Source organism: Paraburkholderia sp. GAS38, assembly GCF_050434965.1.
In the GTDB taxonomy this organism is placed as follows: domain Bacteria; phylum Pseudomonadota; class Gammaproteobacteria; order Burkholderiales; family Burkholderiaceae; genus Paraburkholderia; species Paraburkholderia phenazinium_A.
The window spans coordinates 16,591-42,870 of record NZ_JBNDJO010000012.1; the positions used below are offsets into that span (position 1 = coordinate 16,591).

General features: G+C 63.4%; 26 protein-coding genes. 13 read left to right on the forward strand and 13 right to left on the reverse strand.

Annotation, left to right across the window (positions count from 1 at the left end):
• Window positions 1-117: 117 nt before the first annotated feature.
• Both P3T42_RS25205 and P3T42_RS25210 read right to left on the reverse strand, forming a co-directional pair.
• Window positions 118-2,400: an NADP-dependent malic enzyme gene (locus tag P3T42_RS25205; RefSeq protein WP_074301395.1), complete on the reverse strand. Its 2,283-nt coding sequence runs from the start codon at window positions 2,398-2,400 to the stop codon at window positions 118-120.
• Window positions 2,401-2,752: 352 nt separating this feature from the next.
• A complete protein-coding gene (locus P3T42_RS25210; protein WP_429307545.1) occupies window positions 2,753-4,018 on the reverse strand; it encodes an MFS transporter in 1,266 nt (421 codons plus the stop codon).
• A 351-nt stretch (window positions 4,019-4,369) separates the two neighbouring features.
• On the opposite strand from P3T42_RS25210, the gene P3T42_RS25215 reads away from it, so the two are divergent.
• On the forward strand, window positions 4,370-5,056 hold the full coding sequence (locus P3T42_RS25215; RefSeq protein ID WP_074301394.1) for an orotate phosphoribosyltransferase: 687 nt from the start codon (window positions 4,370-4,372) through the stop codon (window positions 5,054-5,056).
• A 150-nt stretch (window positions 5,057-5,206) separates the two neighbouring features.
• Here P3T42_RS25215 and P3T42_RS25220 read toward each other — a convergent pair whose 3' ends face one another.
• Window positions 5,207-5,896 (reverse strand): response regulator, encoded by a 690-nt coding sequence (locus tag P3T42_RS25220; protein ID WP_074301393.1) that lies wholly within the window; start codon window positions 5,894-5,896, stop codon window positions 5,207-5,209.
• Between the two features lie 333 nt (window positions 5,897-6,229).
• Between P3T42_RS25220 and P3T42_RS25225 the strand changes: the two genes are divergently transcribed.
• From P3T42_RS25225 to P3T42_RS25250, 6 genes are all read left to right on the forward strand, one after another.
• Window positions 6,230-6,832 (forward strand): YbhB/YbcL family Raf kinase inhibitor-like protein, encoded by a 603-nt coding sequence (locus P3T42_RS25225; protein ID WP_074301392.1) that lies wholly within the window; start codon window positions 6,230-6,232, stop codon window positions 6,830-6,832.
• Between the two features lie 57 nt (window positions 6,833-6,889).
• Window positions 6,890-7,459: a flavodoxin family protein gene (locus P3T42_RS25230; RefSeq protein WP_429307546.1), complete on the forward strand. Its 570-nt coding sequence runs from the start codon at window positions 6,890-6,892 to the stop codon at window positions 7,457-7,459.
• A gap of 255 nt (window positions 7,460-7,714) precedes the next feature.
• Complete coding sequence (argC, locus tag P3T42_RS25235) at window positions 7,715-8,662, forward strand: N-acetyl-gamma-glutamyl-phosphate reductase (protein ID WP_074301390.1); 948 nt, start codon at window positions 7,715-7,717, stop codon at window positions 8,660-8,662.
• A 489-nt stretch (window positions 8,663-9,151) separates the two neighbouring features.
• Window positions 9,152-10,537 (forward strand): DUF2957 domain-containing protein, encoded by a 1,386-nt coding sequence (locus P3T42_RS25240; protein WP_429307547.1) that lies wholly within the window; start codon window positions 9,152-9,154, stop codon window positions 10,535-10,537.
• 77 nt (window positions 10,538-10,614) lie between these two features.
• Window positions 10,615-11,832: a DUF2957 domain-containing protein gene (locus P3T42_RS25245; protein WP_074301388.1), complete on the forward strand. Its 1,218-nt coding sequence runs from the start codon at window positions 10,615-10,617 to the stop codon at window positions 11,830-11,832.
• 153 nt (window positions 11,833-11,985) lie between these two features.
• Window positions 11,986-12,810 (forward strand): OmpW/AlkL family protein, encoded by an 825-nt coding sequence (locus tag P3T42_RS25250; RefSeq protein ID WP_074301387.1) that lies wholly within the window; start codon window positions 11,986-11,988, stop codon window positions 12,808-12,810.
• A gap of 215 nt (window positions 12,811-13,025) precedes the next feature.
• On the opposite strand, the gene P3T42_RS25255 is transcribed toward P3T42_RS25250, so the two are convergent.
• Entirely contained in the window at window positions 13,026-13,661 is a 636-nt protein-coding gene (locus tag P3T42_RS25255; protein ID WP_429307548.1) for a LysE family translocator, read from the reverse strand.
• A gap of 118 nt (window positions 13,662-13,779) precedes the next feature.
• Window positions 13,780-14,649, reverse strand: a complete 870-nt coding sequence (locus P3T42_RS25260; RefSeq protein WP_074301385.1) for an NAD(P)-dependent oxidoreductase — start codon at window positions 14,647-14,649, stop codon at window positions 13,780-13,782.
• Between the two features lie 94 nt (window positions 14,650-14,743).
• On the opposite strand from P3T42_RS25260, the gene P3T42_RS25265 reads away from it, so the two are divergent.
• The gene (locus tag P3T42_RS25265) at window positions 14,744-15,532 is read left to right on the forward strand and encodes a Mut7-C RNAse domain-containing protein (RefSeq protein ID WP_429307549.1); all 789 of its coding nucleotides are present in this window, start codon (window positions 14,744-14,746) and stop codon (window positions 15,530-15,532) included.
• Window positions 15,533-15,591: 59 nt separating this feature from the next.
• Window positions 15,592-15,879, forward strand: coding sequence for a hypothetical protein (locus P3T42_RS25270; RefSeq protein ID WP_074301383.1), 288 nt, complete (start codon window positions 15,592-15,594; stop codon window positions 15,877-15,879).
• Window positions 15,880-16,073: 194 nt separating this feature from the next.
• Here P3T42_RS25270 and P3T42_RS25275 read toward each other — a convergent pair whose 3' ends face one another.
• From P3T42_RS25275 to P3T42_RS25300, 6 genes are all read right to left on the reverse strand, one after another.
• Entirely contained in the window at window positions 16,074-16,286 is a 213-nt protein-coding gene (locus P3T42_RS25275) for a hypothetical protein (protein WP_074301382.1), read from the reverse strand.
• A gap of 240 nt (window positions 16,287-16,526) precedes the next feature.
• A complete protein-coding gene (locus tag P3T42_RS25280) occupies window positions 16,527-17,279 on the reverse strand; it encodes an IclR family transcriptional regulator domain-containing protein (RefSeq protein ID WP_074301823.1) in 753 nt (250 codons plus the stop codon).
• Window positions 17,280-17,435: 156 nt separating this feature from the next.
• A complete protein-coding gene (locus tag P3T42_RS25285; protein ID WP_074301381.1) occupies window positions 17,436-17,711 on the reverse strand; it encodes a hypothetical protein in 276 nt (91 codons plus the stop codon).
• An 851-nt stretch (window positions 17,712-18,562) separates the two neighbouring features.
• A complete protein-coding gene (locus P3T42_RS25290) occupies window positions 18,563-19,348 on the reverse strand; it encodes a DUF2242 domain-containing protein (protein ID WP_429307550.1) in 786 nt (261 codons plus the stop codon).
• A gap of 182 nt (window positions 19,349-19,530) precedes the next feature.
• Window positions 19,531-20,193 (reverse strand): lytic transglycosylase domain-containing protein, encoded by a 663-nt coding sequence (locus tag P3T42_RS25295; protein ID WP_074301379.1) that lies wholly within the window; start codon window positions 20,191-20,193, stop codon window positions 19,531-19,533.
• 109 nt (window positions 20,194-20,302) lie between these two features.
• Window positions 20,303-20,551 (reverse strand): hypothetical protein, encoded by a 249-nt coding sequence (locus tag P3T42_RS25300; RefSeq protein ID WP_074301378.1) that lies wholly within the window; start codon window positions 20,549-20,551, stop codon window positions 20,303-20,305.
• Window positions 20,552-20,860: 309 nt separating this feature from the next.
• Between P3T42_RS25300 and P3T42_RS25305 the strand changes: the two genes are divergently transcribed.
• Window positions 20,861-21,205 carry a hypothetical protein gene (locus P3T42_RS25305; RefSeq protein WP_074301377.1) on the forward strand — a complete coding sequence of 115 codons (345 nt, stop codon included), beginning with the start codon at window positions 20,861-20,863 and terminating at the stop codon, window positions 21,203-21,205.
• 96 nt (window positions 21,206-21,301) lie between these two features.
• Complete coding sequence (locus P3T42_RS25310) at window positions 21,302-21,640, forward strand: hypothetical protein (protein WP_074301376.1); 339 nt, start codon at window positions 21,302-21,304, stop codon at window positions 21,638-21,640.
• A gap of 5 nt (window positions 21,641-21,645) precedes the next feature.
• Here the strand turns inward: P3T42_RS25310 and P3T42_RS25315 are convergent, their stop codons facing one another.
• Window positions 21,646-22,341, reverse strand: a complete 696-nt coding sequence (locus P3T42_RS25315) for a PepSY-associated TM helix domain-containing protein (RefSeq protein ID WP_429307551.1) — start codon at window positions 22,339-22,341, stop codon at window positions 21,646-21,648.
• Window positions 22,342-22,355: 14 nt separating this feature from the next.
• Window positions 22,356-24,527, reverse strand: coding sequence for a TonB-dependent receptor (locus P3T42_RS25320; protein ID WP_253190242.1), 2,172 nt, complete (start codon window positions 24,525-24,527; stop codon window positions 22,356-22,358).
• 400 nt (window positions 24,528-24,927) lie between these two features.
• Between P3T42_RS25320 and P3T42_RS25325 the strand changes: the two genes are divergently transcribed.
• Together P3T42_RS25325 and P3T42_RS25330 are read left to right on the forward strand one after the other, a co-directional pair.
• Complete coding sequence (locus tag P3T42_RS25325; protein WP_429307552.1) at window positions 24,928-25,494, forward strand: carboxymuconolactone decarboxylase family protein; 567 nt, start codon at window positions 24,928-24,930, stop codon at window positions 25,492-25,494.
• A gap of 85 nt (window positions 25,495-25,579) precedes the next feature.
• Complete coding sequence (locus P3T42_RS25330) at window positions 25,580-26,251, forward strand: peroxiredoxin-like family protein (RefSeq protein WP_429307553.1); 672 nt, start codon at window positions 25,580-25,582, stop codon at window positions 26,249-26,251.
• Window positions 26,252-26,280: the final 29 nt, after the last annotated feature.

Genomic DNA, 26,280 nt, shown 5'->3' on the forward strand with positions numbered 1-26,280 from the left:
AACGGGCGGCACTGCTGCCCACCACGAACAACACCCGTTCCCGTTCCGTGGCGTTTTTGCTTGCCGTCTGCAAGCGCCGCAACGCGACGCTACCTGCATCAGATGCAATAGGAAGCGTTACTCCGCGTTCACCCGCACCCGCGCATTGGCCGAGGCCACTGCCGTCATGTTGATGATCCGGCGCACGGTTGCCGCCGGCGTCAGGATATGTACCGGCTTCTCCGAACCGAGCAGGAACGGCCCCACCGTCACGCCTTCGCCGCCGATCATCTTCAGCAGGTTGTACGTGATGTTCGCGGCTTCCACGTTCGGCATGATCAGCAGGTTCGCCTCGCCCGTGAGCTTCGTGCCCGGGAACGCCGCCTTGCGGACCATCTCCGACAACGCGGCATCGCCGTGCATCTCACCGTCGATTTCGAGCTCAGGCGCACGTTGCACGATCAGCTTGCGTGCTTCGGCCATCCGTTGCGACGAAGCCGACGGCACGCTGCCGAAGTTCGAGTTCGACAGCAGCGCGACCTTCGGCGTAATGCCGAACTTCTCGATCTCGCTGGCGGCCAGTACCGTCATGTCGGCGAGCTGCTCTGCGGTCGGCACTTCGTTGATGTACGTATCGCAGATGAAGAGATTGCGGCCCGGCAGCATCAGCAGATTCATCGCCGCCAGGTTCTGCACGTTTTCGGCCTTGCCGAGCACCTGGTCGACGAACTTCAGATGGCTTTGGTACGTGTCGATCATCCCGCAGATCATGCCGTCCGCGTCACCCAGACGCACGAGGATCGCGCCGATCAGCGTGTTGAACTTGCGTAGCGCCGCCTTCGCGACTTCCGGCGTGACGCCTTCGCGCGCGCCGATCTCGTGGTATTCCTGCCAGCACTTCTGATAACGCGGATCGTCTTCCGGATTGACGATCTCGAAGTCCTCGCCGCACTTGAGCTTCGAGCCCATCTTCTTCAGACGCATGTCGATCACTGCCGGACGGCCGACGAGAATCGGCTTGGCGATCTTCTCCAGCAATACGAACTGCGCCGCGCGCAGCACGCGCTCGTCCTCGCCTTCCGCAAACACGATGCGCGCCGGCGCCGACTTCGCCGCGGCGAACACCGGACGCATCACCATGCCGGTACGGTAGACGGTGGTGCCGAGTTCTTCGCGGTAGGCTTCCATGTCCTTGATCGGACGGGTCGCCACGCCGGAGTCCATCGCGGCCTGCGCGACGGCCGGCGCGATCTTGATGATCAGGCGCGGGTCGAACGGCTTCGGGATCAGGTAGTCCGGGCCGAACTCGAGCGTGTGGCCTTCGTAGGCCTTCGCCACTTCGTCGCCCTGGTCGGTTTCTTCGGCCAGTTCCGCGATGGCGCGCACGCAGGCGAGCTTCATCTCTTCCGTGATGGTGGTCGCGCCCACGTCGAGCGCGCCGCGGAAGATGAACGGGAAACACAGCACGTTGTTGACCTGGTTCGGATAGTCCGAACGGCCCGTGGCGATGATCGCGTCCGGGCGCACCTTCTTCGCTTCTTCCGGACGGATTTCCGGTTCTGGATTCGCCAGTGCGAGGATCAGCGGCTGGGTGCCCATCTCCACCACCATTTCCGGCTTCAGCACGCCCGCGCTCGAGCAGCCGAGGAACACGTCGGCGCCGCGAATCGCGTCGCCGAGCGTACGCGCATCGGTGTTCGCCGCGTAGCGCTCCTTCGACGGATCCAGATTGCCGCGCCCTTCGTAAATCACGCCTTTCGAATCCGCGACCAGCACGTTCTTCTTCGAGAGGCCCAGGTGCACCAGCAGGTCCAGACAGGCAATTGCCGCAGCGCCTGCGCCCGAGCAAACGAGCTTCACTTCTTCGAGCTTCTTGCCGACCACCTTCAGGCCGTTCAGGATCGCCGCCGAAGCGATGATCGCGGTACCGTGCTGGTCATCGTGGAAGACCGGAATCTTCATGCGCTCGCGCAGCTTCTTCTCGATGTAGAAACATTCCGGCGCCTTGATGTCTTCCAGGTTGATGCCGCCCAAGGTCGGCTCGAGCATCGCAATGGCTTCGACCAGCTTGTCCGGATCCGTCTCGGACAGTTCGATGTCGAACACGTCGATACCGGCGAACTTCTTGAACAGACACCCCTTGCCTTCCATCACGGGCTTGGCCGCGAGCGGGCCAATGTTGCCGAGACCGAGCACGGCGGTGCCGTTCGTGATCACGCCCACGAGGTTGCCGCGCGAGGTGTATTTTTGCGCGTCGAGCGGTTCCTCGTAGATCGCCATGCAGGCTGCGGCGACACCCGGCGAGTACGCGAGCGACAGGTCGAGCTGGTTCGACAGAGGCTTGGTCGGCGTGACCGAAATCTTGCCGGGCTTCGGATTCTGGTGATACGCGAGAGCGCTTTGCTTCAGTTGTTCGTCCATTTTTTGGCCTGCGAGACGTAAGTAAATTGGGCGCGGCCCGCTTGGGCCCGGCCCAGCGTGCCGTGTGCCTCGCTTGCATGAATCGAATGGGTAATCGACTGCAGCGGTTCTCGCTTGCGCCGGTTAGGCGCCGCGTCGAACCTGAGCGGTTGGCAAGACGGCACAGAGCTTTTGCGGGGGAGTTAGTGTACACCCCGCATGGGCCATTACGCGTGACCTTTAGATGCGCTAACCATCGGCGAAACAAGGACTTGATCGCGCACGGCGCAGGTCGCCGCAATGCTGCGGCGCGTCATCGCACAGCGGTGTCCGGCGCTGTCACGACAGTTCGCACAGGCGTGAAGCGGATCACTCAGTCGAGTGCGGCGCCACGACGTTCGGGGATCAGGAAAAGCGTCGCGAGAATGTCGAGGAGGTAGATCGAGGCAAGCAGCGCGAGCGCGGCGCCGAACGAATACCGCGCCGCCAGCGCACCGACCACGACCGGCCCAAAACCGCCCACGGCACGCCCGATGTTGAACAGAACATTTTGCGCAGTGGCCCGCGCCTCGGTGGGATACAACTCGGAAATCAGCGCGCCGTAACCGCCGATCATGCCGTTGACGAACACGCCCATCACGGCGCCGCCGATCAACAGCGCGAACGGCGTACTCAGGTGTGCGTAGACAAACACCATCACGACCGCGCCCGCCTGATAGAACAGGAAGGTCGGCTTGCGGCCAAAGCGGTCGGCTGCGATGCCGAACAGCCAGATGCCGAGGCCCATGCCGAGCACCGTCACGGAGGTCCACAAGCCGGATTTGGTCAGCGAATAGCCGAAGGTTTTAGACAGATAGCTGGGCAGCCAGATCATCAGGCCGTAGTAGCCGAAGTTCTGCACCGAACAGAGAATCGCCACACCGACGCTCACGCGCGCGGTGCGTGCGTCGGCCACGAGACGCCTGAGCGGCAGCTTGCGTGCGGCGCCGCCTTGTCCCGCGTGCCGCGTATGCCGCGCGTGTTCCGCACGCTCGACGAACAATGCCGGCTCCTCGACGCGTCGCCGCACGACGAACGACACCACCGCGGGCACGAGTCCCAGCGCGAACATGCCGCGCCAGCCGATGATCGGCAACAGCAGCGGCGTCAGCAGTGCGGCGGCCAGCACGCCCAGTTGCCAGCCGAGCCCCACGTACGACGACACCCGCGCCCGCTGCGACGCCGGCCAGGCCTCCGCGACGAGCGTCATGCCAATGCCGAACTCCCCGCCGAGTCCGAGACCGGCAACGGTCCGGTAAGCGAGCAGATCCGTATAGCCCTGCGCCAGCGCGCACAGACCGGTGAACACCGCGAAGATCAGGATGGTCCACGTGAGCATCCGAACCCGGCCGAAGTAGTCGCTCAACACGCCGAAGACGATGCCGCCCGCCACCGCGCCGATCAGCGTCCAGGTGACGAGCGAGCCCGCCTGGGCGGAGGAAAGATGCAGGTCCGCGGCGATGACCGGCAGCATGAAGCCGAGGATCAGCAGGTCGAAGCCGTCCATCGCGTAGCCGAGCACCGCCGCGAGCAGGGCACGGCCGGCATAGCCGCGTTGCGCGCTCGCGCGGGAGGTGGGGGAAGTAGAGGCGACAGTCATCGAAAGCATCCCGTAGGGCGCGGCTGCGGTGACGATATCGGCGCCGGGGCCGCCCGCCCCTGAAAATTCGCGTGAGTGTAATCGGCGCCCGCCGGGGCCACAAGCAAGCCAAAAAAGGCGGTCGCGCCGGAGCGGCGCCGTCGCTATAGCCGTCATTAAGGGTTTTCACGCGCGACAGCCTCCTCGGAAGTGTCCGAATCGGGTAAAATGTCGGGCTACGCGCGTAGCAAAACCGGCCTGCACTCCACTGACCGGCTGCGTGTTCCGCCCATCAGGCGCGGAATGCCCCGCTTGCTGCGCCACCGGGCCGCTGCGCCCGCGCCCTCCCCGCTCTCACCCAAGGATCCGCCCATGACAGGCTTCGATCGCCAGACGATCTCCGACACGACCGCCAAGATGCTGCTGGAAGTGCAAGCAGTTCACTTCAACGCGGAAAAACCGTACATCTTCACGTCCGGCTGGGCGAGCCCGGTGTATATCGACTGCCGCAAGCTGATCTCGTATCCGCGCGTGCGCCGCGGCCTGATGGAAATGGCCGAAGCCACCATCCTGCGCGACGTCGGCTATGAGCAGATCGACGCGGTCGCCGGTGGCGAAACCGCCGGCATCCCGTTCGCGGCATGGCTCTCCGACCGCCTGATGGTGCCGATGCAATACGTGCGCAAGAAGCCGAAGGGTTTCGGCCGTAACGCGCAGATCGAAGGTCTGCTGACGGAAGGCCAGCGCGTGCTGCTGGTGGAAGACCTCACCACCGACAGCCGCAGCAAGATCAACTTCATCAACGCGCTGCGCACCGCCGGCGCGACGGTGAACCACTGCTTCGTGCTGTTCCACTACAACATCTTCAAGGAAAGCGTGTCGGTGCTGAAAGACATTGATGTCGATCTGCACGCGCTCGCCACCTGGTGGGACGTGCTGCGCGTCGCCAAGGAAAACAGCTACTTCGACACGAAGACGCTCGACGAAGTCGAAAAATTCCTGCACGCGCCGGCCGAGTGGTCGGCTGCGCACGGCGGCGCGACCGCGTCGCCGCAGTAAGCTCGCCTTAATCGACTGAGTCTGGACCGTCGAACGCGGTCCGATCCCAGTCCGGATGGCTGACGTTAAAAAGGGCTGCCTGTCGGCACGACAGGCAGCCCTTTTTCCATCCGTCACACGCACGCGGCCGGAACACAGCCGCGGACCGCGTCAGGGTAAATCGCCCTGCTCCCCTACCGAATACGACGACAGATTCAGCAAACCATTGCTTTGCGCGTATTGAAACAGTTCGGAATCGCGATCAATGCCGAGCTTGCGCATGGCAGTGTTCTTCTGCGTGCTGATGGTCTTGATACTGCGGTTCAACTGTTCCGAGATTTCCTTGATGGTCATGCCGGACACAAACAGCCGCACCACCTCCAGTTCGCGCTTCGACAGAATCACCTCGTCGCTCTTGCCGCCCGCATTCATGCGCAACGTGTCGAGCGAGGCCTTGACCGACGGACTCATGTATTCGAGATTGCGGCTGACGTGCTGAACCGCGAGTCCGATATGACTCAGGTCGTCCGCCTTGTTGACGACCGACGTGACCCCGAGTTCGCTCAGCCGCTTGAGCAGCGCCGCATTCTCGAGCATCGTCAATACGACGATTGGCAGAGTAGGAAAATTACGACGCAAATAGCCGATGAGGGGCAAGCCGTCGCCGTACTGTCCGCCGGGCATTGCCAGATCGGTTACCAGCACGTCGCAAGGGACGGTCTGCAACACCTTGATGAGTTCAGTTGACTGGCGTGCGCGCGCAACCACCTGAATGCCGGGGAATTTGAGCAGCGCGTGCTCCGCGCCGAACAAAATCACCGGATGATCATCGGCCACGACCACCCTGACTGGATCTGGCATTGCTCTCCCTTTGCCTGATAACACGCTCTCCAAAACCTCAGCCATGCGTCATTCTTGAATTGTAGGTTCCAGGTTGCAAATGTGTGAACTTGCTTGCGGCCCGGCTCACGGGCGCAATTCATCTGACTATAGCCCATTTCCTGGCGGCTCGGCCCGTCAGAGCGTGGCGCGAAATCCCACAAAGCAAATGTTAGATGCCATTCGACCGCGGGGCACAAAATAGGGACAATAATGATCGTGAGGATGATGGTTCACCGATCCGCGCAAGAACCTTGCATGGGATCGGAGTAAGCGCTAAAGCGCTCACTCCGTTCGACAAAGGAGAATCGGCACATGCGCTCGCGTTGCCTGGTCGTTTCGTTTGCTTCGCCCCGTACCCGAACACCGTCTTTCGCCATTGCGTTGCTCAGCCTCGCGCTCGCCGTCGCGCATGGGCCACGTGCGCTCGCCGAGGGTCCGTTTACGCTGACGAGCACAAGCTTGCGCGATGGCGGCACCGTCGACGCCGCCCAGGTTTTCGACCAGGACGATTGCAAGGGCAGCAACCGCTCGCCGCAATTGTCCTGGCATGACGCGCCACAAGGCACGCGCAGTTTTGCGGTCACCATCTTCGACCCCGATGCACCCGGCCCCGGCTGGTGGCACTGGGCGGTAGCGCAGATCCCGGCCAACATCGACCGATTGCCCGAGAATGCCAGCGCATCAGGCTACGTGAAGAAGATCGGCGCCGTCGAAGGGCGCAACGACTTCGACATCGACGGCTATGGCGGCCCCTGCCCGCCGGCAGGCAAAGCGCATCGCTATGTGGTCACCGTGTATGCGCTCAACACCACCGATCTTCGGCTCGCCCAAGGCAGGCCGGCGCTGATGTTCGATCATGAGATCGGCACCGCCACCCTCGGCAGTGCGCGAATCGTGGTCAACTACGGACGCTAGGGCGCAGGTTCCACGGCGCCCGTCCTGCTGCTGCGCTCAACCCTCATGGAGAGTCTTATGTCGAAGATTGTCATCGTGTACCACAGCGGCTACGGCCATACGAAGAAGGTCGCCGAGGCCGTGCTTGCCGGCACGCTCGGCGCCGGCGCGGAGGCGAAGCTGCTTGCGGTCGGTGAACTGGACGACGCCGGCTGGGCCGAACTCGACGCCGCCGACGCCATCGTTTTCGGCGCACCGACCTACATGGGCGGCGCTTCCGCCGACTTCAAGAAATTCGCGGATGCCAGTTCGAAAGCGTGGTTCGGCCAGAAGTGGAAAGACAAGATCGCGGCCGGCTTCACCAACTCCGCGACGATGAACGGCGACAAATTCTCCACCATCCAGTACTTCGTCACGCTGGCCATGCAGCACGGCATGATCTGGGCGGGTACCGGCATCATGCCGGCCAATACCAAGGCGGCGACCCGCGACGACCTGAACTACGTGGGCGGCTCTACCGGCCTGCTGACGCAATCGGCCGCCGATGCTTCGCCGGAAGAAGCGCCGCCGTCGGGCGATCTCGAAACGGCGAAGGTATTCGGAGCGCGCATCGTGGCCGTGACGGCGCGCTGGAACGCCGCGCGCTGAGATCGGGCGGCGGGCCTGCTCATGGACGGCTGAAGCACCCAGGTGGTCACCCCTGTGCCATCCTGCGCCACCCAGCGCTGCGAACCCGCCGTCAACGGATGGCATCTGGCGCATAAAACCGTCATCTCAGTGTCATTTCCACGGCGCAACGTCGTTTTTCGACGATGTTTGCGCACACGTGCCGCCATCCGGTCTTAAAATGACGTTCCGGCGCACTCCGGCGCCTCCGTATTCCCGTAAGCCAGTGAGATTGAGATGAGCACGAAAGTATTTGTCGACGGACAGGAAGGTACGACCGGCCTGAAGATTTTCGAATACCTGTCGCAACGCGCCGACGTAGAGATCCTGCGTATCGAGGAAGCGAAGCGCAAGGACCTCGAGGAGCGTCGTCGTCTCATCAACGCGTCGGACGTCACGTTCCTGTGCCTGCCGGATGTCGCGTCGCGCGAATCGGCGTCGCTCGTTGCGAACGACCACACCGTGCTGATCGACGCGAGCACCGCGTTCCGGACCAGCGCCGACTGGGCGTACGGCTTGCCGGAACTGGCCCGCTCGCAACGCGAGCGCCTGCGTACCGCCAAGCGCATCGCCGTGCCCGGCTGTCACGCCTCGGCCTTCGTGCTGGCCATGCGGCCGTTGGTCGAAGCCGGCGTGGTTGCGCCGGAGTTCGCCGCGCACAGCTATTCGATCACCGGCTACAGCGGCGGCGGCAAGAAGATGATTGCGGACTACGAAGCAGGCGGCAACGACAGGCTGAAGAGCCCGCGCCCCTACGCGCTGGGTCTCACGCACAAGCACCTGCCGGAGATGGCGGCTCACACCGGTCTGAAGTCGGCACCGGTGTTCACGCCGATCGTCGGCGACTTCTACAAGGGTCTCGCCGTCACCACTTACTTCTCGCCGAACCAGTTGGCGAAGAAGGCCACGCCGCAAGACGTGCTCGCGCTGTTCGCCGAGTACTACGCGGGTGAAGCGTTCGTGCGCGTCGCCCCGTTCGATGCCGAAGCGAACCTCGACGGCGGCTTCTTCGACGTGCAGGCCAACAACGACACCAACCGCGTCGACCTGTTCGTATTCGGCAGCGAAGAGCGCTTTGTCACCGTCGCGCGTCTCGACAATCTGGGCAAGGGCGCCTCGGGTGCCGCCATCCAGTGCATGAACCTCGCGATCGGCACCGCCGAAGACAGCGGATTGAAACGCTAATCCCGTTCCGCCCGGCGGCGCTTTGCCGTCATTCAATCAAAAAGCCGGTTTTCATAAACCGGCTTTTTTTCGTTTCAAATACCCGCTTTAAAAGTCTCATTCCGCATACCTAATTAGTACTAGTCCCAATTACTTCTAAACGGAACCTTGCCGTTATACAGCGATCGGTAAATCGTTCACCATGACGATTCAGCCTGCATAGATTGCCGCCTGGGGAAACACCCGATTCTTTCACGAACGGTCGTTCGCAGATGATAGAGCCATTTTGCTCCAAGGCTTGACAGGCAAGCGTGTGCGGCGAAGCAACGCTGCAGCTCCCTCACCCGAAAAATCGTTTTTTGTTTAAAAGGCTCGCCAACCTCACGGTAGCAAGAGTCGCACGTTTCAGAGGCTGTTTGAATCGGTCTTTTTAGACGGTTCTGTCAATTGACAGCCCTGAAGCGTGCAGCGAAATTACTTCGCACAATTACACGAAAGGGAGACAGCAGCATGTGGGACGCCATAAACAGAGGCCTCGCATTGGCCCTTATCACCGCTCCATTGTTAATCGCCTGCGGCGGCGGCAGCGCCAGCAATCCGAGTGCGGTCAATGCACCGCAATGTTCCGGATCGAGTTGCACCGGGCAGGGCGCGCCGACCTCGGGTACGGTGGCGTCGCTGTGTCCCGCGACGGCGGATATCGGCAACACCACGTATCTGGGCGGCGCCGGCAGCGGCGAAGTGGTGAGCCTGAACATCAACGCCACGGCCATGACGTACACGCTGTCGTGGCTCGAATCCCCCATTCCGCTGGCGACCGGCACCGTGTCGCCGACCCGCGCGGGCGTGCAGATCACCGGCCCGGTTGCGCATCCGCCTACCGGCGCCCTGCCGACCGCCGAGCAGATACGCTGCGCGTTCGTGCTGGAGCCGGGCACCGGCTCGGGACCCAACGGTACCTACAGCACCTCGGCTAATTTCAACGCCGCCAATCCGCCGACGATCTTCGTGGGTCTCGGCGTGGCAGGCGGCGGCATTCCGGGCGCGACGGTGCAGTTCAGCGGGGTCCTGACCGGCATCGGCGCCGTGGATAACCGTCACTTCGACTTTTACCCGTTCCTCGCCTTCGCCAACACCACCACGGATATCACAAAGCTGCCGGGGACCTATAACGGCCTGCTCTACCACCTGACGCCATCCGGTAATTCGGGCAACTACGCGACCGTCGGCACGAGCACTATCGAAACCTTCGATTCCACCGGCGCCTGCACATCCACCCAAAGCACTTCGGGCTTCTCGCCCAATGCAGGCGGCTGCCTGACCACCGGCAATCCGTACACGCTCGACAGCAACGGCTATTTCGACAGCACCGCAGCGCCGCAGATCATTACCCAGACCTTGCCGACTGGCAAATCGGGCGTCGCGCACATGATCCTCGGCCAGTTGAACGGCGCAACCATCCCGCTCGTCGTGCGTACCGGCAACGTCAATATCGGCGCCCTGCAGGTCGACGACGAATCCGGCATCGCCATGCTCGCGCCGGCCACGGCGCTGGCCTCGGGCGGCTTCGATGGCGGCTATGTCGGCGCGGATTCGAACTTCGACTACACCGCGACGCTGATCAACGGAGCCAGCGGCACCTTCGTCAATCCGGGAACGTCGAGCGCCGAGGACGGCTTCAGCCTGACTTACGGCGTCGCGGCGAGCCCGGGTCTGGTCGGCGTCACGGCCCAGACGACCAGCGGGACCACGGCGAGCGGCTTTGCGATAGCCGGAGGCGGCCTGTACGCGATCCTCATCCAGGGCGAGGAAAACAACGGGGTGGCATCGACTTCGGCCATTTCGGGGACGGCGGAGAGCCCGTACTTCGGCATCGGCGCACAGGTCAACAAGTAAAAGAGACGCAGCGGGATCGAGGGATGGCCGGACCGGGAGCCGGCCATCGACAACGAGAACATTCAGGAGAGGGCAGTATGAAATGGAAATTCCTTGCGGCACTGGCTTTGACAGCGCCGCTGGTGACAGCATGCGGCGGCGGCGGCAACACGCCGCCGGCACCGGCTCCGGCAGCCCTGTGTCCGACCACGCTTGACTACAGCACGGTCTACACGGGCGGCGGCGGCGACGGCGAACTCGCCAAGCTGCAGATCGACACCACCAAGATGACCTGGCAGATCACCTATGTCGAATCGCCAGTTCCAGCGACCACGGGCACCGTCACGCCCACGCGCGCGGGCACGACCGTCAGCGGCTCGCTGACCCAGGAAACCGGTCTGCCGACCGCCAAGCTCAACCAGTGCGCGTATCAGTTGAACGGCGCCAGCCTCGACCCGACCCGTCCGGCGCGCGTCTTCATCGGCGAAGGCGTCGCGGGCGGCACGATCCCCGGTGCGCAGATTCAGTTCGGTGGTGTGCTCGGCGTGGGCGCCGTGCCCGACACGACGTTCCCGTACTACCCGTTCATCGGCTTCTCGTCGATCGAAACGAACATCGCGAACGTGGCCGGCACCTACAACCAGCTCGGCTATCACCAGATTCCGTCGCAGAACTTCCTGCCGGTCTCGGTGGACACGAAGATCACCATCAACAGCGACGGTACCTGGACCGAGTGCGACAACAGCGGCATCAACGCCGGCAAGTGCCAGCAGCCCGGAACCAACCTCGTGCAGTCGTCGGACGGCAGCGGCGCGTTCGAAACCGACAACTTCCAGGGGCAGGCCAAAGCCACCCTCGCCACGACCCCGGCGGCCAAGGGCTTCATGATCGTCGGCAAGTTGCGCGGCCAGTTGGTGCCGATCCTGGTGCGCACCGGCGTCGCCAATCCGGCGGCCTTGCTGGCGGACGACGAATCGGGCATTTCGATTCTCGCGCCACAGTCGACGATCGCGGTGAACTCGCAGAACGGTGAGTACATCGGCGTGGACAGCCAGTTCGACTACCGCACGACGGCGCTTGAAGGCACCGAGGCCACGCTGCTCGATCCGTTCAACGCGTCGCAGGCTTCGCTCGCGACGGCGCTGAATCTCGACTTCACCGAGACGGTGCCGGGCGAAGTGACGACGACCCACGTGGGCGCATCGACGGGCACGACGCCGACCGGAAAGATGATCTTCACGGGTGGTGTGTTCGGCTACCTGGATCTGACGACGCCCGCATCGCCCTACTTCACGATCGGCGCATTCGTTCAGTAATGGACGCAGCGAACCCTGTCACCACGTAACGAGGCAACCGCTCCCCGGCTGCGGCATCCGCAGCGGCCGGGGTCTGCCCAGAGCGCGACGTCCACGCGGGAATCGAACCCCGCCGACGCGCGCAGCAGGCATGCCCGCCCCAGGAGGAAGGTCATGAAAAGAATATTTATCGCGGCGCTGGCCACGTGCCTGTCGCTCAGCGCCCACGCCCAGCAGGCGGGCGACAACGTCGCCGTGCTCGGCTGGTTCCACGTCGCGCCGCAAGACTCGAGTTCGGCGCTGACCACCAACGTCGCGCCGACGCCGATCAACACGCCGCTGCGCCTGCCGAACTCATTCACCTCGGCCGGCACCGGTCTGTCGACCAACAACGCGGACACGGTCGGCCTCGTCTTCAGCCACTTCCTGACCGACCACATTGCGATTACCTCGGTTGCGGGCGTGCCGCCGGTGTTCAAGGTCTACGGTCACGGCACGATCATGCCGCCCGGGCCGGCCGGCGCGCTCGGCAGTCAGAATCTGGGCGACCCGTCGAGCAATCCGATCATCAAGAGCGTGCGCCAGTGGAGCCCGGCGGCGATCCTGCAGTACTACTTCAACCAGCCGACCGCCAAGTTCCGCCCGTTCGTGGGTGTCGGGGTGTCGTACAACTGGTTTTCCGACATCCAGTTGAATCCGAACTTCGTGACGTCGACGCAGAACAATCTCGGCTCGGTGCTGGCCGCCGGCGCAGGCAAACCGGGCACCACCCAGGTGTCGGCGAAGGCTTCGTCGTCCTGGCAACCGGTGTTCAACGCGGGCGCGGAGTACAACATTACGAATCACTGGGGTCTGGTGGCCTCGATCACCTATATCCCGCTGAAGACCACCTCGTCGGTGATCGTCAAGGCAGCGGACGGTACGGAACTCGCGGTGAGCAAGGCGGAACTGAAGGCCGACCCGATCATCTCGTTCCTGGCCGTTTCGTATAAGTTTTGATGCGCGCCGGCAATGCTACCGGGACGGATCGGGGTATGGCGGCAAGTGGGGGAAACGCAGGACGAAAAAAAGCCCGCCTACTTGGGCGGGCTGAATCCATATCAGAGGAGACATGGAGGAGACAAGACAAATACTAGCAAACCGCTTGGTGCGGCGCAACATGATAATTAGGGTAGACCCTCAACGTTGCGTTTACACAACGGCCCAATCTGCCGCTAGCGGCGCACCAGCGCCATCATCGCGCCGAAGCCGACGAACACGCCACCCGTCAGACGATTGAACGCCTTGGCGACACTGCGGCTCTTCAGCCTGGCGCCGATACGGGTGCCGAAGCCGGCATAAACCAGATACCAGCTCACTTCGATGACCGCGAAGGTGGCGACAAGCACACCGAACTGCGGCAGCGTCGGGCGGCTCGCGTCGATGAACTGCGGCAGCAGGGCAGCGGCGAACAGAATCGCCTTGGGATTGCTGCCGGTCACCAGAAAACCGTTGCGAAAGAGCGCAAAACGCGAGCGCGCCGGTTTCGCGGCGAGCATGTCGGCATCGTGCACCGGAGCCTCGTCGGCGGGCGCGCGCCACGACTTGACGCCCAGATAGACCAGATACGCGGCGCCGATCATGCGTAGCCCGTTGAACATGGCCGGCCACGCTTCGAGGAACACGCCCAGCCCGGCCGCCGATACCGACAGCATCAGCACCAGCGCCGACAGGCAGCCGGCCATCGTCGCGCTCGAACGGCGCAGCCCGTGCTGCGCGCCGTGGGTCATGACGAGCAACATGTTCGGACCGGGAATGGCGGAAACGACGAAGACGGTAGCAACGAACAGCCACCAGGTATGCAGGCTCATGATCGACACGGTGAGGAAAGGGCGGGACAGGCATTATGCCCGCCCGCGGCCTGCGCTGCGGTCTCCGGGTTCAACCAGCCCCCGCCGCGCGCACCGTCGACGCGCCCTCAACTTGCCCTCAACGCCCGGCGCGGCGCGCCGACACCTGCCCGAGCACCGCGAAGTCTTTCTCGCCGTCGCCGTGGGCGATCGCTTCGATCAGGCTATCGCGCACGACGCTCGCCACCGGCAGCGGCGTCGACACCGCATCGGCCGCGGCCAGCGCGAGGCGCACGTCCTTCAGGCCCAGACGCGCCTTGAAGAGCGCCGGCTCATAGCGCCGTTCCGCGATCATCTTGCCGTAGCCCTGATAGACCGGGCCGGGGAACAGACCGGCCGTGATCACGTCGAGAAAATCCTGCATCGCGACGCCATGCCCCGTCACCAGGCTTGCCGCCTCGCCGAGCGTTTCAACTGCCGCCGCGAGCATGAAATTCGCCGCGAGCTTCATGACATTCGCCTGTTGCGGCAGCGATCCGATGCGCCACGTTTTCTGGCCGATCACGTCGAATACCGGTTGCACCCGGTCGATCGCCTCGGCCGGACCGCCGGCGACAATGGTCAGCTTGCCCGCTGCCGCGACGTCCGGGCGTCCGAGCACCGGCGCGGCCACGTAGTGCAACCCGCGCAATGCGTGCGCGTGGGCCAGTTCTTCGGCCAGCGCGACGGAAATCGTCGCCATGTTCACGTGAATCAACCCGCGCGGGGCGTGTTCCAGCAACTGGGCGTCGATCACCGCGCGCAGCGCTGCGTCGTCGGCGAGCATCGAAAACACCGCGTCGCCGCTGAACGCTTCGGCCGGCGAACTCACGACCCTGGCGCCGGCGGCGGCCAGCGGCTCGGCGCGTTGCGGCGAACGGTTCCAGACCCGCACCGTGTGGCCGGCTTTCAGCATGTTCTGAACCATAGCGACGCCCATCTCGCCAAGACCGATAAAACCGATGTCCATCTCTTGCTCCCATCTTCAAAGGAACCGGAAGTAAAGCACAGCCCTGTGACACGCGCAGCCAGCGCGCCACAGGACACGGTGCCATACTGGCACGATGGTCACCGCGACATTCCGCTTCTATGAGGAGCTGAACGATTTTCTCGCCCGGCCGCTGCGCCGGCGCGCGTTCAGTTGCGTCTGCGCGCATGCCGCGACCGCCAAGCACATGATCGAGGCGCTCGGCGTGCCGCACACGGAAGTCGAGTTGATTCTGGTGAACGGCGAGTCGGTCGGCTTCGAACGGCAACTCGCGGACGGCGACCGCGTGGCGGTCTATCCGAAGTTCGAAGCGCTCGATATCCAGCCCTTGCTGCGCGTGCGCGAGCGTCCTTTGCGGGTGATGCGCTTCATCGCCGACGCCCATCTCGGCGGCCTCGCGCAACTGCTGCGGCTCGCGGGCTTCGACACGCTCTACGACAACCACTACCCGGACGCCGACATCGAGGTGCTGGCCGCCGCCGAACACCGCATCGTGCTCACCCGCGACCGCGAGCTGCTCAAACGGCGCACCATCACCCATGGCTGCTACGTGCGCGCGCTCAAACCGAAGGCGCAGTTGCGCGAGATTTTCGACCGGCTGGATCTGGCCGGCAGCGCCCGCCCGTTTCGCCTGTGCCTCACCTGCAACGTGCCGCTGCGGCGCATCGCCAAGGACGAGGTCGCCGGCCGCGCGCCGGAAGGCGTACTCGAGCGTCATACCCAGTTCGTCACCTGCGACGTGTGCCGCCGCGTGTTCTGGGAAGGCACTCACTGGCAGCGCATGCGCGCGTTGATGGACAGCATGGCGGGCGAGCGCGCCGCCCCAGTAGAGACGCCGTTTTGTCCCGCTGAACCCCGCCCCTGACTGGCAGGGCAGCGCGATGCGTACAATGCGGGATTACCTATCAAGCAGAGGCATTCCGTATGGCGATGAAAAAAACCGACCTTGAGAAGAACAAGGCCCTGAAACTGACCAATTCGATGAAGCTGGCGACCGCCGACCGCTTCGGCAAGGCCTCCGCTGCCGCGCCGGTGCTGGACCGCCGCGAACAACGCAGGCTCGACCAGGCGCAAGGACTCGTGCCGTTCGCCTGCAAGCTCAACGCAGATCTCGTCGCCCAGCTACAGGAACGGGCTGCGGCGCATCCCGAAGGCATGACCGGTCTGCTGACCGAGATCGTCAAACGCGGCCTCGCTGCGGACGCGTCGTAAGTCGTCATACCCCACCCGCCTGCGGCCGTCTCCGCTCCCCGAAGCCAATCTCCCGCATCCCATGAAAAAAAGGCCAGAGCGCGAGGCTCTGGCCTTTTTCGTGCAAACCTCAACCGTTCCGGAAGTCCGCGTCAGCCTGTCGGCTGGCTGCGGTGCGAACCGGCGAGGTCCGCGCGGCGGACAAAAGCGCTCGCTTAGTTCTGCGTACCCTTGTCGTTCGTGCCGGCAGCCGATGCGGCCGCCGAAACGCCAGCACGCTTGCCGTGCGTCTTCAGCTTCTTGTGGTGCTTGGCGGGCTTCGCGGTGCTAGCTGCGGCCGGCGCGGCTGCGTCGGATGCCTGTGCGAAAGCTTGAACGGAGACCAGCGCGAGAGCTGCAGTTGCGAGCGAGGCAATGACTTTTTTCATGTGTTAATCCCCAAACCTGAACGACTATGTCAATGTGAATGAATAAGAACAGCATGGTGAAGCAGACATGACGACGCGGCGCCTGGCGGCTCCCCGCGGGGGAGTATCACGCAGCGTAGGGCGTTTGTCATCCCATATCACGCCCTGTGTATTTTCCGGGAGACAGGTTTCTTTCGTTATCCCTTCAGTCGATTTGCGCGTGCGCCTGGCCCAGGCGGGACAGGTCCGCGATCTCCCGATCTAGACGAGATTGCGCAGCAAACTGGCGGTTTCCTGCAGCGTCGGGAGCACCCGCTGCAAGGCGGCCTGGGCCGACTCCCGACCCATCGGCATGCTGACGCTGATGGCCGCTACCACGGAGCCGTGACGGTCGCGCAGCGGCACGGCGACGCCGCGCATGCCGAGTTCGAGCTGTTGATCGGTGACGACGTAGCCGTTACGACGCGCCTCGCCCAGCACGTCACGCAGTTCTTTGACGGTGGAGTAGGTTTGCGGCGTGAAGACCTTGATTTCGTAGGTCGAAAGCCAGTGGTCGATCTCCTCGGGCGCCTGGAACGCCAACAGGATCAGCCCCGCCGACGACAGCGGCGCCGCAGCCCGCGAGCCCAGCACGAAGCCGACCGCCATCGCCCGGTTCACGCCGTTGCGCGCCACGTAGACCACGTCGTGTTCGTCGAGAATCGCCACCAGCGCGGTTTCCTGCAGGGTCGCCGTGATCCGCTGCAGGAACGGCTGCACCGTGCGCGGCAAGCGCGCCGAATCCAGATACGACTGGCCGAGGCGCAGCACGCGCGGGGCCAGCCAGAACAGCTTGCCGTCCGTATCCACATAGCCGAGTTCGCGCAGCGTCAGCAGATAACGGCGCGCTGCCGTGCGCGATAGCCCCGCCCTTGCGGCCACCATCGTCGGCGTCATGCGCGCGTGTTCTTCGTCAAACGCTTCGATGATCGCCAGGGCTTTGGCCGCGCCAGCGATCCAGTCTTTTTCATCCATGATTTCCGCCTGAAATGCGCTCGACGCCACCGTTCAGTCTCGACAGCGGCGCGTTTGCGCGATTATCGCGCGGTGCGGTTCTTCATGGAGAAATGGCGGTTCAACGAGGGGACGAGGCGGGGCGGCATGCCCCGCGTCATCAGGCTGCGGGGCTTGTTACGCCGCCCGCGCCATCGCCAGTGGCATGCCGGCGGCGTCGTTCATCACGTTGCGGCTATCCGCCGTGGGCGGAAACACGCACCAGCAACCGTCGTCGTGCCGGAAGAAGAACAGACCCCGGGCGCCCGCCTCAAGGGCTGTCTCGACCCGCACGTAGCGTCTGCCACCCATGCGGGTGCGGCTGAATTCGGTCACGCGAACGGGAATCGACGGGCCCGGGGCGAGCCACTTTTCGACGAGAAAGCGCAGGGACTGTTCGCTGGCGGCCCTCATGATCCTCTCCACATGCGTTCGTCCTGAGTCACGTCGCGCGTGTCGTCGGCACTTTCCGAGGTGGACGGCTCGTCGGCTTCGTCCTCCGCCAGTTCGATGGCACGGCTGGTTGCCGCGGCCCTCAGCGTACTGCAATGGGCAGAATGTCTGATGTCTGAGAGGAGACGGACAAGCTGTCGTGCTGTTCTGCGTTTCATCGCACACCCCCGCACTGCACAAGTAACTTGATAAAGCACTTTAACTTTATGCCTGGACGGTGCACTGCTGTGTAGTTTTTGACTAAATAGCAACAGTCGCGGTTGAAGTCGCGCGTACCGGATGCCCGCACCACCCGACACCAATGTGCGCGCATTGGCGCAGTGCAGTATGTGCGCTGGCGACCGTAACAGGCTGGATGGGATCGGCGGCGCACCGGAGAGCGCCGTGCCACGAGACTGCACCGCTCAGACAACAGTTAAACGGCGTTCTGGCGGATAACTTTAAGGTGAGCGGCGCAGAGTTATCCACGTAGCCCTATGGACAACTCCGGGATAGCGCCGCTAACAGGCTGTGTGCGGATTCTTGATAACCGGCGCAGGAGATGGCGCGACGCCGAAGTTATCCTCGGCCCGCTGGCGCTCTGCACGCGCGCTCCGCATTGTTATGGTTTTGTTACAGCGTTGACCGGACGGAGGATTTCCCGCTTGTCCACAGGACGGCGCGCCCTTTGTTAACTATTACTACATACGTATACATATGAAGTAAAACCATTGGGGAAAAGTGTGCACGGCCCATCCATGATGCTGAGCCGACCCATGAATGATCAGCGCAGCGCGCTCCTTGCCGAGCGTAAGTGTTAGCGCGTTAAGGCCTTAGGGACTCACGCTGGGTGCGCTGGCAGCCTGCGTCATGTCGGGACGGCCCAACGCATCCGGCGATTCCAGCGCAGTGGGCGCCACCGGCGTCAATACCGGCACGTTCAACGCGCTCGAAGGCGGCGCCACTACGGGCGTGGTCGCCAACTTCGGCGCCGGCACCAGCGGCACCGGAGCGACGACCGGAACCGCAGCGGGAGCCAGAAGCGGCGTGCTCGTCACATCATTGGATTTGACCGGCATGGTCCGTACGACCGTCTGCAGGTAGTGATTGAGCAGGGCGAAGAACCGATCGTAGAACGTGCCCGACGGGATCGTCTCGCTGGAGATCTTCACCATCGCGTCGTTGTTGGAGCGGATCGGCAGCGACAGCGAACCGAGTACGCTCAGCCCGACGCTCGCCGACGTATCGCTTTTCTTCAGCGCAAAGCCGTTCTGCACCGCGTTCACGTAGACGATGCTCGTATCGGCGGTTTCCTCGCCCGGCGTACAGACGACGTGAAACTCCACCACGATATGCGAATCGCCGGTGGGCTGGAAATTCTTCGTGCCGTCGACGGTATCCGGGTGCGTCAACGTCGTCATATAGCCCTGGCTTAGCAGCGCGCGGCGGGCAGCTTCACAGGTGTCGGTGGTGCTGGCGTTGAAATTACGCGCGAAGGGACTTGCGCCCGTATCGAACTGTTCTTGCTGAAACTTCGGCTGGGGTGCGCTCGAACAGGCGGCGAGCGCGAGCAATCCGAGCAGCGACGCTGCGGTGAGTTTGGAAAATGAGGTGCGCATGATTCTGGGAGGCGAACGACTTAACGTCGAATGGCATGCATTGTAGAGCGGTTGCCAGGTGGAGCGGAAAACAACCCGCAGACGACGTAACACGTTGAAACAACAAGGTTTGTAGGGTGTTCGTCAGCGTGGCGCACGCTGACCGGGCCAGGGGCTGCGGCCGGTTGCGTGCCGCGATGCCGTCAGGGCGCCGAAGCCGGTGCTGCAGCCGACAGGCCAAACGCGGCCGGTCCGGCCGCGGCGGCGTTCGCCGACGGAATGTAAAACGAACGGGCGCCGCTCGCCGGCGCCGGGCAGTCGTCGGTGGCGTGGGCGTCGCACGCCGCCTGCTGCGCGGCGGCAGAAGGTGCGTCGTCCGGCTTCGCAACCACGGGAGCGAAGGTCTGGACCCGCATGCTGACCTTTTGCGCGTAGGCCAGCGAGCCGCCGTAACTCTTCAGTGCGAGGCTCAGATCGCCGCCTGCCGACTGCATGTAGCCGTGCAGGATGGCGGAGCCGGCCTCGATGTTGGCGCCAGGGTCGGTGAGGTCCTTGACGTTCCGCAGCAGCCCGCGGTGCGCGGCAGGCACCACCTGCATCAGGCCCGTCGCCCCGCGCGGGCCCTTGGCCTTTTCCTTGAAGCGGGATTCGATCGAGATGATTGCCAGCAGCAGCGCCGGCGGCAGCGAATACTTCGCCGCCGCGGTCTGGACGGCATCCGAGATCTGCTCGGCCTTGGCCCGGGCCACGCCGAACTTTTGCGTCAGGTACGCGGAGATGCGCTCGTGGTCGGGGTCGGTTTCATCGGCCGCTGCGATCTGCACCAGGCCCAGCGACAGCATGATCAGACAGAGTAAGCGGCTCATGAGCGAAGACCGTTCGAGAGGAGAAGCCTCTCATTATACCGATGCCCGAAAAATAGGCACCTATTCGTCAGAACATAGTCAAAACCGCGTGGGAGGTGGATCGAGCGGATTACTGCGCCTGTACCTGCTGGTGCATCGCCGCCTGCTGCTGGGCCTGTTGTTGCGCGTGCTGTTTGGCAAGATGCCGGCCGACGAGACAACCGCCCACGGCCCCCACCACCGCATGATGTCCCGCGTAATGACCGGCGACCCCGCCGACCACCGCGCCCTTGATGCAACCCGCCGCGTGGGCGGTTCCGATCGTGGCGAGCGCCAGCGCGGCGCTGAAGAGGGCAAACCTGATGCGACTTGCGTTCATGTGTCGATAACTCGTGTGTGGATGGGCGCGGCAGGCGTGTCTGCGAAGATCGATACCTGAGCGCCGGGTGACGGACAACGGTTCGCAGTATAAAAGACGCGCCTTACGGCGAGTGCAACGGCAGTACGACATCGGTAACGCAAGGTTACGGTAGCCTCGGCGCAATGTCTGAGGCGCAAGATCCGAGGTGGGACGTCAAGCGCCTGAAAACGCGATCGCGTTTAGACTTCCGCATGGAATCCGATGTTGATTCTCCAGCTCGCGCCCATATGTGTGGTCGCTGAGTAACGACAGTAGGCAGGCCGATACATGAACAAACCTGAATTTACCGAGCCCGACAGTGCGCGTCCCGACTTGCTGTGTTTCCTCGTCGCGATTGCAGCCGCCTCGTATGCCTTGACTCAGGAATGGCGCGTCGACCATGTGGTGGAGTGCTGCCGTCAGTGGCTCAAGAAGAACCGCCTGAAGATGCACTGGCTCGACCGCGTGCTGATCGGTCAGCTTGCGCTGAAGATCGCCAGTCAGGATTTGCTGGACGCAGGCGTCGCCGTGCGGCTGTCCAGCGTGAACGCGCTGTTCACCAACGAGATGGAACTCAACGGCGCGAGCACCATGGTGCAGAGAATGATGGCGCTTTGTCACGAGGCGCTTTGAGCGCGTGGGTGGAGAACGTATAGTGAAGTGAGACCGTGCCTGCCTTAGGGGTAAGCTTCGGTTCAGGACGAAACGTCTTTGACGGGGGACGGCACGATGGCTATCACTTCAGATGCGACCTACCGCCCGCAAGGGCAGCCGCCCGAATCGCTGCGGGCGCTGGCCGGGTATCTTGAACTCTCGCTCGACAAGGGCAAGTGCCTCGTCATGATGCGCCATGGCGCCGACGTCTGTTCGGTGTATGTCGGCGATCCGTCTGACGAGGAAACCCAACTGACCGCGCACGGAACCCTGGCGACAGCCGTGGCCGACGAAATCCTCGAGTACACGCATCCCGGCACGAATCAGATCACCGTCGGCGATGAGACGTACCGTTTCTTTCGCAGCTTTACGCACATCGACAATGTCGGCGCGGTGGTGTTCGCTCCTGCGTAGCGGGCCTAGAGCGTCTGCATGCCCAGTACGAGGGTCGTGGCGATCGAGACCATGAAGATCAGCGCACCGATCGTGCGTCTGCGGTTCAGTTCGGTCCATAGAATCACGCCCGTCAACGACAGCAGAACCATGCTGCCGGCAATCGAATCGGCAAGCAGAATCCAGCCGGCGCTCGCGCCCGTCGAGCGATGCAAGCCTTCGAGCGTCGCAATGACGCCTTGCTCGCGACGCTCGACGCTGACGAACGTGCCCCCCTTCCAGTAGTCCGCGCTGACGACATAGTTCGGCGCGTTGAAGCGCACCGCCCAGTGCTCCGGCTGAATGACCGACTGATCGCCCCACGTGACCGGACCGGCCGGATCGCGCGTGACGCGCTCCGCGGGCCGGTCGAGTTTCAGTTCGGTGCGCAGCCAGCCGGCCAGTTCGCGCGGCGTCCTGAACTGAGCGGACTGCACGGGCATCTGCACGGTCGACACGACCGGACCGCCCACTTTGATCTTCATCGTCGCACGATGATTCTGCAAAAAACCGGTCACGCCGAACAGCAGGCCCAGCACCGCGCCCCACAAGCCGATCCAGCCGTGCACCTTGCGCAGCCACTTGAGAAAGGTGCTGCGCAACGAGCGCGTGCCGCCCGTGCGAGAGCGACGCTGCTCGATGAATTCCGGATTCGTGGCGGTCCGGGTTGCGATGTCGTTCAACGGATATCCCTTGATCAAAAGTCGATGGTCGACGTGAGCTCGAGCGTGCGGCCGAGGCCGACCGCGAGCTGGTTCGAACCCGCAGCGCTCCAGTAGCGCTTGTTGGTCGCGTTTTCCAGGTTGGCCTGGAGCGAAACGCGCTTGCCGTACAGGCGCGTCGCGTAGCGCAGGCCAGCCGTGTAAATGGTGGCGCCGCCGATCCACGCCTGATCGGCGCTATTCACGGGCCGCGGTCCCACGTAGTACATCCCGCCATTGACCGACAAGCCTGCGAGCACCGGCACACGATATTCGGCGAAGAGGCTCGCCGTGACGTGCGGCGTGTTCTCCGGCGTCTTGCCGACCAGCGTCGGGTCCGACGAGTCGAGTTGCCGCGCGTCGAGATAGACCGTCGATGCCGTCAGCGAAACATCTCTCGTCACATCGCCCTGCACCGAGAACTCGATGCCGCGAAAGCGCGCATTGCCGTCCATCGCGTAGATGTTGTCGGCGTTGGTGTCGGCCGAAGGCTGGCGCAGATTGAACAGCGCGAGCGACACCAGCGCACGGTCCGCTACCCGCGTGCGAATGCCGACTTCCTCCTGGCGGCTCACGGCGGCAGGCAGGATCTGGTTCGCATTGGCGGCCGTCGCGGGCGCGCTGCCGGCCGATTCGAGCGCCTCGACATAGCTCGCGTAGACGCTCGTGTCAGGCGTGAGCCGGTAGCTGAGACTACCGGAGGGAGATGTCTTGCTGATGTCCTGGCTCGGCGTGCCCGCCTGCGAACTCATGTACTCGGAGCGGCGCGCACCGGCGATGAATTGCAGGCGCGAGGTCAGATCGACCTGGTCGAACAGGTACACGCCGCTGTTGCGCACGTGCTGCGCGTAGAACGGCTTCGGCGTGCCGCTTGGCGTCAACTTCGTGACAGGTACCGGGTCGTAGAGATTCTGAGCCGCCGTGTAGAAATAGGTCGTGAAGTCCGGCTGGAACAGCCAGTTCTGCATGACGCCGGCGGTCAGCGTATGGCCGATCGGGCCTGTCCTGAACGCACCGGTCGTTTCGAGCCGCACGTTCTTGTTCTCGTACATCTGGCCGTTCTGCTGGCTGGCCTGCAAGGAGCCGGCGCCCGTCGCGAGGTTGTACTTCTGGAACACCCACGCCCAACGGTCGCGACGCGTGATCGACTGGCCGATCGAGAAATCCACGCTCCAGTTGTCGGACAGTGCGTAGTCGGCACGCAGCAACTGGCTATTGGCGCTCGCCTGGGTCGGATGCGCGTTGCTGACCAGCAGCTTCGACGGATCGGGGATGGCAGGCAGCGTGATGACGCCGTTCTTTGCCGTGAGCGGCACGATGCCCGCCTGCTCGACGATGCTGGATTCGACGTGTTCGAAATCGTATTGCAGCTTCAGCTTGCTGCTGATCTTCCAGTCGAGCGCGGCGCTGACGAACTTGCGATAGCCGCGATCGCCGTCGATCGGCGTCTCGACGTGTTCGTCCATCGCGTTGACGCGAATGCCGAACTGATCGTCGCTTCCGAAGCGCCGCGAGAGATCGACCGCCGCACCGTACGAGCCGTTCGAATCGGCGAGTGCCGTGACGCTCGTGACGGGTTCAGCGCCCGCCCGCTTCATGACCATGTTGACCACGCCGGCCGGCACGGTGAAGCCGTAGTAAAGCGCCGACGCGCCCTTCAGCACTTCGACGCGCTCCTTGTCTTCCATCGGCATCCAGACATTGTTGTCGATGGGCAGGATGCCGTCGATGTAGTAGCTCGAGCGGTTATCGAGCGCAATGCCGCGGATCGCCAGATTGTCGTACGCCAGCCCGTTCAGTTGCAGGCGCGTCACGCCCGCTACATTGCGCAGCGCGTCGTATAGCCCCGTGTCGCCTTGCGCGTCCATCACGTCGCGCGTCACCACGTTGACGGTGGCGGGCACGTCGAGCGCGTCGAGTCCCTTGTAGGGCCCCGTCTCGACGCTCGCCGGAGCAAAATGCTGCGACTTCTCACCGGTGATTTTCACCGGTGCAAGTTGACCGGCGTCATCTGAGGTCTCACCTACGCGGCTTTCCGCGCCAGGTTTGGCACTGCTTTTGGTGTTGCTGTCCGGCGTCTCGGTCGTATCCGCCGCTTGCGCCGAAGTGCTGATCACGCTCGCCGCCAGCAATGTGCCGATCCAGTTCCGCTTACGTCGATGTGCCAATGGGTGTTGCCGTGTACCGCCGCCGTGCATGAAAGTTTCCCCGTTCCAAACGCTCGCTCAACGCAAGCCGGACCGCTCCGGTGCCGGTTGCCGCGATATTATTACAAACATAAATGCGAATCATTATCGTTTGAAAGCGGAATGGATGCAAGCTTTCCGAACCGTAACAGATGGCTTTTCGGCGGATGGGGATGGGGTTTAACGCAAACCTCTTTTTCGCAGCATGGGCGCGGTTTGCAGATCGCGAATTCAAGTTTCCGCTTTGAATTTTTTCGCTACCGGTCCCGGCCAGCCCGTCGCTTTATGCCCGCCAGGAATGACTGTTATCGACGGCGCCTGCCTTCTTCGCGCCGGCGCTCGCCGTCATCATTTGCTCACCGTCAACCCACCGGAGCAAACGATGAGCACCTTCCCGACCTACACGATCGACAACGCACCGTCCTTGTCGAAGGCCGGCCTCGAAGACACCAAACGTGCCTTTGGCTTTGTCCCCAACCTTCAGGCGCATATGGCAGAGTCGCCTGCGCTTCTGGCCGGTTACTCGGCGCTGTGGGACCTCTTCTCGAAGAGCACACTCACGCCGCACGAGCAGCAGGTCGTCTATCTGACGTCGAATTTCGAAAACAACTGCCACTACTGCATGGCCGGTCACAGCACACTCGCGAAGATGATCAAGATGGACGCGGGCGTGATCGCCGCGCTGCGCGCCGGCACGCCGCTGCCGGATGCAAAGCTCGAAGCGCTGCATCGATTCACGACGCTCGTAGTGCGTGAGCGGGGCTTCGTTCCCGACGCCGATGTCGACACCTTTCTCGCCGCAGGCTACACCCGTCAGAACGTCCTCGAAGTGATCCTCGGCGTGGCGACCAAGGTGATGAGCAACTACACCAACCACATCGTCCACACCGAGCTCGACGCCTTCATGGCCGGTAACGAGTGGACCAAACCTGCCGCTGTCGCCGCCTGAGCCATCGTCGGGAGCCCCAGTGGCTCCGTCCGACCCGCGCCCATGCATCAACTGATTCGTAGATATCTCTTAACGGAGAACGCTCATGTCACTGCAAGACAAACTCGACGCCTTTCGGGCCGACTTCAAGGCGGGCAAGCCGCCGTTTCACGCGCCGCCGGAAATTCATCCGGTGATGGAGCGCGCCACCGCGGAACTGATTGCGAGCGGGCAGGCGGGACGCGCAATCAAGGCCGGCGACCGCGCGCCTCACTTCAACCTCAAGGATCAAAACGGCAACGACGTGTCTTCCGCGGCGTTGCTCGTGAAGGGCCCGCTGGTCGTGACTTTCTATCGCGGCGTGTGGTGCCCGTACTGCAACATCGAGTTGCAGGCGATCAACGAAGTGTTGCCGGAGATTCAGGCCTATGGGGCGAACGTCGTGGCAATCTCGCCGCAAACGCCGGTCAATAGCCGCAAGTCCGTGCGCACCAACGAGCTGGGCTTCCCGGTGCTGAGCGACGTGAACGGTCAGACGGGTGCCGACTTCGGACTGCGCTTTGCGTTGCCCGACTATCTGGTCGAGCTTTACAAGAACCTGAAGAACGATCTGCCTGCGTTTAACAACGATCCTAGCTGGACCTTGCCGATGCCTGCGCGCTACGTCATCGGACAGGACGGCATCGTGCTGTATTCCGAGGTCAACCCGGATTACACGCGCCGCCCCGACCCGTCGGACATGTTCCCGGTTCTGGAGAAAGCGACGGCGAGAGCCTGAGCTTCACCGTATGCCCTGCCGGAGACTGC

Coding starts and splice junctions, on each gene's coding strand:
- P3T42_RS25205 (WP_074301395.1), bottom strand. CDS start 2,400: ATGGACGAACAACTGAAGCAAAGCGCTCTCGCGTATCACCAGAATCCG.
- P3T42_RS25270 (WP_074301383.1), top strand. CDS start 15,592: ATGGCGATGAAAAAAACCGACCTTGAGAAGAACAAGGCCCTGAAACTG.
- P3T42_RS25240 (WP_429307547.1), top strand. CDS start 9,152: ATGTGGGACGCCATAAACAGAGGCCTCGCATTGGCCCTTATCACCGCT.
- P3T42_RS25220 (WP_074301393.1), bottom strand. CDS start 5,896: ATGCCAGATCCAGTCAGGGTGGTCGTGGCCGATGATCATCCGGTGATT.
- P3T42_RS25275 (WP_074301382.1), bottom strand. CDS start 16,286: ATGAAAAAAGTCATTGCCTCGCTCGCAACTGCAGCTCTCGCGCTGGTC.
- P3T42_RS25290 (WP_429307550.1), bottom strand. CDS start 19,348: ATGCGCACCTCATTTTCCAAACTCACCGCAGCGTCGCTGCTCGGATTG.
- P3T42_RS25300 (WP_074301378.1), bottom strand. CDS start 20,551: ATGAACGCAAGTCGCATCAGGTTTGCCCTCTTCAGCGCCGCGCTGGCG.
- P3T42_RS25225 (WP_074301392.1), top strand. CDS start 6,230: ATGCGCTCGCGTTGCCTGGTCGTTTCGTTTGCTTCGCCCCGTACCCGA.
- P3T42_RS25245 (WP_074301388.1), top strand. CDS start 10,615: ATGAAATGGAAATTCCTTGCGGCACTGGCTTTGACAGCGCCGCTGGTG.
- P3T42_RS25250 (WP_074301387.1), top strand. CDS start 11,986: ATGAAAAGAATATTTATCGCGGCGCTGGCCACGTGCCTGTCGCTCAGC.
- P3T42_RS25330 (WP_429307553.1), top strand. CDS start 25,580: ATGTCACTGCAAGACAAACTCGACGCCTTTCGGGCCGACTTCAAGGCG.
- P3T42_RS25285 (WP_074301381.1), bottom strand. CDS start 17,711: ATGAGGGCCGCCAGCGAACAGTCCCTGCGCTTTCTCGTCGAAAAGTGG.
- P3T42_RS25280 (WP_074301823.1), bottom strand. CDS start 17,279: ATGGATGAAAAAGACTGGATCGCTGGCGCGGCCAAAGCCCTGGCGATC.
- P3T42_RS25295 (WP_074301379.1), bottom strand. CDS start 20,193: ATGAGCCGCTTACTCTGTCTGATCATGCTGTCGCTGGGCCTGGTGCAG.
- P3T42_RS25265 (WP_429307549.1), top strand. CDS start 14,744: ATGGTCACCGCGACATTCCGCTTCTATGAGGAGCTGAACGATTTTCTC.
- P3T42_RS25260 (WP_074301385.1), bottom strand. CDS start 14,649: ATGGACATCGGTTTTATCGGTCTTGGCGAGATGGGCGTCGCTATGGTT.
- P3T42_RS25230 (WP_429307546.1), top strand. CDS start 6,890: ATGTCGAAGATTGTCATCGTGTACCACAGCGGCTACGGCCATACGAAG.
- P3T42_RS25325 (WP_429307552.1), top strand. CDS start 24,928: ATGAGCACCTTCCCGACCTACACGATCGACAACGCACCGTCCTTGTCG.
- P3T42_RS25310 (WP_074301376.1), top strand. CDS start 21,302: ATGGCTATCACTTCAGATGCGACCTACCGCCCGCAAGGGCAGCCGCCC.
- P3T42_RS25210 (WP_429307545.1), bottom strand. CDS start 4,018: ATGACTGTCGCCTCTACTTCCCCCACCTCCCGCGCGAGCGCGCAACGC.
- P3T42_RS25255 (WP_429307548.1), bottom strand. CDS start 13,661: ATGAGCCTGCATACCTGGTGGCTGTTCGTTGCTACCGTCTTCGTCGTT.
- P3T42_RS25305 (WP_074301377.1), top strand. CDS start 20,861: ATGAACAAACCTGAATTTACCGAGCCCGACAGTGCGCGTCCCGACTTG.
- P3T42_RS25215 (WP_074301394.1), top strand. CDS start 4,370: ATGACAGGCTTCGATCGCCAGACGATCTCCGACACGACCGCCAAGATG.
- argC (WP_074301390.1), top strand. CDS start 7,715: ATGAGCACGAAAGTATTTGTCGACGGACAGGAAGGTACGACCGGCCTG.